Origin of the sequence: Flavimaricola marinus (assembly GCF_900184895.1) — a bacterium.
Taxonomy (GTDB): Bacteria; Pseudomonadota; Alphaproteobacteria; order Rhodobacterales; family Rhodobacteraceae; genus Flavimaricola; species Flavimaricola marinus.
In genome coordinates this window covers 1-5,513 of record NZ_FXZK01000035.1, presented here as the reverse complement: position 1 = coordinate 5,513, position 5,513 = coordinate 1, and the positions used below count along the sequence as shown (strand labels likewise).

The 5,513-nt window shown below is 44.7% G+C and carries 9 protein-coding genes; all 9 read right to left on the bottom strand.

Annotated elements, in window-relative coordinates:
- The coding region (locus tag LOM8899_RS24065) for a hypothetical protein (RefSeq protein ID WP_503100230.1) at positions 1-232 on the bottom strand (232 nt) is incomplete at its 3' end.
- Between the two features lie 8 nt (positions 233-240).
- On the bottom strand, positions 241-768 hold the full coding sequence (locus tag LOM8899_RS24060) for a hypothetical protein (protein ID WP_000487867.1): 528 nt from the start codon (positions 766-768) through the stop codon (positions 241-243).
- Positions 769-878: 110 nt separating this feature from the next.
- Positions 879-2,162 (bottom strand): major capsid protein, encoded by a 1,284-nt coding sequence (locus LOM8899_RS24055; protein WP_000065572.1) that lies wholly within the window; start codon positions 2,160-2,162, stop codon positions 879-881.
- Positions 2,163-2,198: 36 nt separating this feature from the next.
- Positions 2,199-2,315 carry a phage DNA packaging protein J gene (locus tag LOM8899_RS24050; protein WP_000033471.1) on the bottom strand — a complete coding sequence of 39 codons (117 nt, stop codon included), beginning with the start codon at positions 2,313-2,315 and terminating at the stop codon, positions 2,199-2,201.
- Positions 2,315-2,773, bottom strand: coding sequence for a scaffolding protein D (locus LOM8899_RS24045; RefSeq protein WP_000084700.1), 459 nt, complete (start codon positions 2,771-2,773; stop codon positions 2,315-2,317). The genes LOM8899_RS24050 and LOM8899_RS24045 overlap by 1 nt, the downstream gene beginning before the upstream one ends.
- Positions 2,770-3,009: a phage DNA packaging protein C gene (locus tag LOM8899_RS24040; RefSeq protein ID WP_016670801.1), complete on the bottom strand. Its 240-nt coding sequence runs from the start codon at positions 3,007-3,009 to the stop codon at positions 2,770-2,772. The genes LOM8899_RS24045 and LOM8899_RS24040 overlap by 4 nt, the downstream gene beginning before the upstream one ends.
- The gene (locus tag LOM8899_RS24035; protein WP_435988044.1) at positions 2,942-3,094 is read right to left on the bottom strand and encodes a hypothetical protein; all 153 of its coding nucleotides are present in this window, start codon (positions 3,092-3,094) and stop codon (positions 2,942-2,944) included. Before LOM8899_RS24035 ends, LOM8899_RS24040 begins: the two co-directional genes overlap by 68 nt.
- Positions 3,027-4,568, bottom strand: coding sequence for a replication endonuclease (locus LOM8899_RS24030; protein ID WP_000252566.1), 1,542 nt, complete (start codon positions 4,566-4,568; stop codon positions 3,027-3,029). Before LOM8899_RS24030 ends, LOM8899_RS24035 begins: the two co-directional genes overlap by 68 nt.
- Before the next feature lie 63 nt (positions 4,569-4,631).
- Positions 4,632-5,513, bottom strand: an 882-nt coding sequence (locus LOM8899_RS24025; protein ID WP_032271654.1) for a Minor spike protein, incomplete at its 5' end; no start/stop codon positions are given.

Genomic DNA, 5,513 nt, shown 5'->3' with positions numbered 1-5,513 from the left:
TAGCCATAGCACCAGAAACAAAACTAGGGACGGCCTCATCAGGGTTAGGAACATTAGAGCCTTGAATGGCAGATTTAATACCAGCATCACCCATGCCTACAGTATTGTTATCGGTAGCAAGCACATCACCTTGAATGCCACCGGAGGCGGCTTTTTGACCGCCTCCAAACAATTTAGACATGGCGCCACCAGCAAGAGCAGAAGCAATACCGCCAGCAATAGCACCAAACATAAATCACCTCACTTAAGTGGCTGGAGACAAATAATCTCTTTAATAACCTGATTCAGCGAAACCAATCCGCGGCATTTAGTAGCGGTAAAGTTAGACCAAACCATGAAACCAACATAAACATTATTGCCCGGCGTACGGGGAAGGACGTCAATAGTCACACAGTCCTTGACGGTATAATAACCACCATCATGGCGACCATCCAAAGGATAAACATCATAGGCAGTCGGGAGGGTAGTCGGAACCGAAGAAGACTCAAAGCGAACCAAACAGGCAAAAAATTTAGGGTCGGCATCAAAAGCAATATCAGCACCAACAGAAACAACCTGATTAGCGGCGTTGACAGATGTATCCATCTGAATGCAATGAAGAAAACCACCATTACCAGCATTAACCGTCAAACTATCAAAATATAACGTTGACGATGTAGCTTTAGGTGTCTGTAAAACAGGTGCCGAAGAAGCTGGAGTAACAGAAGTGAGAACCAGCTTATCAGAAAAAAAGTTTGAATTATGGCGAGAAATAAAAGTCTGAAACATGATTAAACTCCTAAGCAGAAAACCTACCGCGCTTCGCTTGGTCAACCCCTCAGCGGCAAAAATTAAAATTTTTACCGCTTCGGCGTTATAACCTCACACTCAATCTTTTATCACGAAGTCATGATTGAATCGCGAGTGGTCGGCAGATTGCGATAAACGGTCACATTAAATTTAACCTGACTATTCCACTGCAACAACTGAACGGACTGGAAACACTGGTCATAATCATGGTGGCGAATAAGTACGCGTTCTTGCAAATCACCAGAAGGCGGTTCCTGAATGAATGGGAAGCCTTCAAGAAGGTGATAAGCAGGAGAAACATACGAAGGCGCATAACGATACCACTGACCCTCAGCAATCTTAAACTTCTTAGACGAATCACCAGAACGGAAAACATCCTTCATAGAAATTTCACGCGGCGGCAAGTTGCCATACAAAACAGGGTCGCCAGCAATATCGGTATAAGTCAAAGCACCTTTAGCGTTAAGGTACTGAATCTCTTTAGTCGCAGTAGGCGGAAAACGAACAAGCGCAAGAGTAAACATAGTGCCATGCTCAGGAACAAAGAAACGCGGCACAGAATGTTTATAGGTCTGTTGAACACGACCAGAAAACTGGCCTAACGACGTTTGGTCAGTTCCATCAACATCATAGCCAGATGCCCAGAGATTAGAGCGCATGACAAGTAAAGGACGGTTGTCAGCGTCATAAGAGGTTTTACCTCCAAATGAAGAAATAACATCATGGTAACGCTGCATGAAGTAATCACGTTCTTGGTCAGTATGCAAATTAGCATAAGCAGCTTGCAGACCCATAATGTCAATAGATGTGGTAGAAGTCGTCATTTGGCGAGAAAGCTCAGTCTCAGGAGGAAGCGGAGCAGTCCAAATGTTTTTGAGATGGCAGCAACGGAAACCATAACGAGCATCATCTTGATTAAGCTCATTAGGGTTAGCCTCGGTACGGTCAGGCATCCACGGCGCTTTAAAATAGTTGTTATAGATATTCAAATAACCCTGAAACAAATGCTTAGGGATTTTATTGGTATCAGGGTTAATCGTGCCAAGAAAAGCGGCATGGTCAATATAACCAGTAGTGTTAACAGTCGGGAGAGGAGTGGCATTAACACCATCCTTCATGAACTTAATCCACTGTTCACCATAAACGTGACGATGAGGGACATAAAAAGTAAAAATGTCTACAGTAGAGTCAATAGCAAGGCCACGACGCAATGGAGAAAGACGGAGAGCGCCAACGGCGTCCATCTCGAAGGAGTCGCCAGCGATAACCGGAGTAGTTGAAATGGTAATAAGACGACCAATCTGACCAGCAAGGAAGCCAAGATGGGAAAGGTCATGCGGCATACGCTCGGCGCCAGTTTGAATATTAGACATAATTTATCCTCAAGTAAGGGGCCGAAGCCCCTGCAATTAAAATTGTTGACCACCTACATACCAAAGACGAGCGCCTTTACGCTTGCCTTTAGTACCTCGCAACGGCTGCGGACGACCAGGGCGAGCGCCAGAACGTTTTTTACCTTTAGACATTACATCACTCCTTCTGCACGTAATTTTTGACGCACGTTTTCTTCTGCGTCAGTAAGAACGTCAGTGTTTCCTGCGCGTACACGCAAGGTAAACGCGAACAATTCAGCGGCTTTAACCGGACGCTCGACGCCATTAATAATGTTTTCCGTAAATTCAGCGCCTTCCATGATGAGACAGGCCGTTTGAATGTTGACGGGATGAACATAATAAGCAATGACGGCAGCAATAAACTCAACAGGAGCAGGAAAGCGAGGGTATCCTACAAAGTCCAGCGTACCATAAACGCAAGCCTCAACGCAGCGACGAGCACGAGAGCGGTCAGTAGCAATCCAAACTTTGTTACTCGTCAGAAAATCGAAATCATCTTCGGTTAAATCCAAAACGGCAGAAGCCTGAATGAGCTTAATAGAGGCCAAAGCGGTCTGGAAACGTACGGATTGTTCAGTAACTTGACTCATGATTTCTTACCTATTAGTGGTTGAACAGCATCGGACTCAGATAGTAATCCACGCTCTTTTAAAATGTCAACAAGAGAATCTCTACCATGAACAAAATGTGACTCATATCTAAACCAGTCCTTGACGAACGTGCCAAGCATATTAAGCCACTTCTCCTCATCCAACGCGTCAGTTTTTGACAGAATCGTTAGTTGATGGCGAAAGGTCGCAAAGTAAGAGCTTCTCGAGCTGCGCAAGGATAGGTCGAATTTTCTCATTTTCCGCCAGCAGTCCACTTCGATTTAATTCGTAAACAAGCAGTAGTAATTCCTGCTTTATCAAGATAATTTTTCGACTCATCAGAAATATCCGAAAGTGTTAACTTCTGCGTCATGGAAGCGATAAAACTCTGCAGGTTGGATACGCCAATCATTTTTATCGAAGCGCGCATAAATTTGAGCAGATTTGTCGTCACAGGTTGCGCCGCCAAAACGTCGGCTACAGTAACTTTTCCCAGCCTCAATCTCATCTCTCTTTTTGCGTTCTGCTTCAATATCTGGTTGAACGGCGTCGCGTCGTAACCCAGCTTGGTAAGTTGGATTAAGCACTCCGTGGACAGATTTGTCATTGTGAGCATTTTCATCCCGAAGTTGCGGCTCATTCTGATTCTGAACAGCTTCTTGGGAAGTAGCGACAGCTTGGTTTTTAGTGAGTTGTTCCATTCTTTAGCTCCTAGACCTTTAGCAGCAAGGTCCATATCTGACTTTTTGTTAACGTATTTAGCCACATAGAAACCAACAGCCATATAACTGGTAGCTTTAAGCGGCTCACCTTTAGCATCAACAGGCCACAACCAACCAGAACGTGAAAAAGCGTCCTGCGTGTAGCGAACTGCGATGGGCATACTGTAACCATAAGGCCACGTATTTTGCAAGCTATTTAACTGGCGGCGATTGCGTACCCGACGACCAAAATTAGGGTCAACGCTACCTGTAGGAAGTGTCCGCATAAAGTGCACCGCATGGAAATGAAGACGGCCATTAGCTGTACCATACTCAGGCACACAAAAATACTGATAGCAGTCGGCGTGTGAATCATTAGCCTTGCGACCCTCGGCAGCAAGAACCATACGACCAATATCACGAAAATAGTCACGCAAAGCATTGGGATTATCATAAAACGCCTCTAATCGGTCGTCAGCCAACGTGAGAGTGTCAAAAACGATAAACCAACCATCAGCATGAGCCTGTCGCATTGCATTCATCAAACGCTGAATAGCAAAGCCTCTACGCGATTTCATAGTGGAGGCCTCCAGCAATCTTGAACACTCATCCTTAATACCTTTCTTTTTGGGGTAATTATACTCATCGCGAATATCCTTAAGAGGGCGTTCAGCAGCCAGCTTGCGGCAAAACTGCGTAACCGTCTTCTCGTTCTCTAAAAACCATTTTTCGTCCCCTTCGGGGCGGTGGTCTATAGTGTTATTAATATCAAGTTGGGGGAGCACATTGTAGCATTGTGCCAATTCATCCATTAACTTCTCAGTAACAGATACAAACTCATCACGAACGTCAGAAGCAGCCTTATGGCCGTCAACATACATATCACCATTATCGAACTCAACGCCCTGCATACGAAAAGACAGAATCTCTTCCAAGAGCTTGATGCGGTTATCCATCTGCTTATGGAAGCCAAGCATTGGGGATTGAGAAAGAGTAGAAATGCCACAAGCCTCAATAGCAGGTTTAAGAGCCTCGATACGCTCAAAGTCAAAATAATCAGCGTGACATTCAGAAGGGTAATAAGAACGAACCATAAAAAAGCCTCCAAGATTTGGAGGCATGAAAACATACAATTGGGAGGGTGTCAATCCTGACGGTTATTTCCTAGACAAATTAGAGCCAATACCATCAGCTTTACCGTCTTTCCAGAAATTGTTCCAAGTATCGGCAACAGCTTTATCAATACCATGAAAAATATCAACCACACCAGAAGCAGCATCAGTGACGACATTAGAAATATCCTTTGCAGTAGCGCCAATATGAGAAGAGCCATACCGCTGATTCTGCGTTTGCTGATGAACTAAGTCAACCTCAGCACTAACCTTGCGAGTCATTTCTTTGATTTGGTCATTGGTAAAATACTGACCAGCCGTTTGAGCTTGAGTAAGCATTTGGCGCATAATCTCGGAAACCTGCTGTTGCTTGGAAAGATTGGTGTTTTCCATAATAGACGCAACGCGAGCAGTAGACTCCTTCTGTTGATAAGCAAGCATCTCATTTTGTGCATATACCTGGTCTTTCGTATTCTGGCGTGAAGTCGCCGACTGAATGCCAGCAATCTCTTTTTGAGTCTCATTTTGCATCTCGGCAATCTCTTTCTGATTGTCCAGTTGCATTTTAGTAAGCTCTTTTTGATTCTCAAATCCGGCGTCAACCATACCAGCAGAGGAAGCATCAGCACCAGCACGCTCCCAAGCATTAAGCTCAGGAAATGCAGCAGCAAGATAATCACGAGTATCCTTTCCTTTATCAGCGGCAGACTTGCCACCAAGTCCAACCAAATCAAGCAACTTATCAGAAACGGCAGAAGTGCCAGCCTGCAACGTACCTTCAAGAAGTCCTTTACCAGCTTTAGCCATAGCACCAGAAACAAAACTAGGGACGGCCTCATCAGGGTTAGGAACATTAGAGCCTTGAATGGCAGATTTAATACCAGCATCACCCATGCCTACAGTATTGTTATCGGTAGCAAGCACATC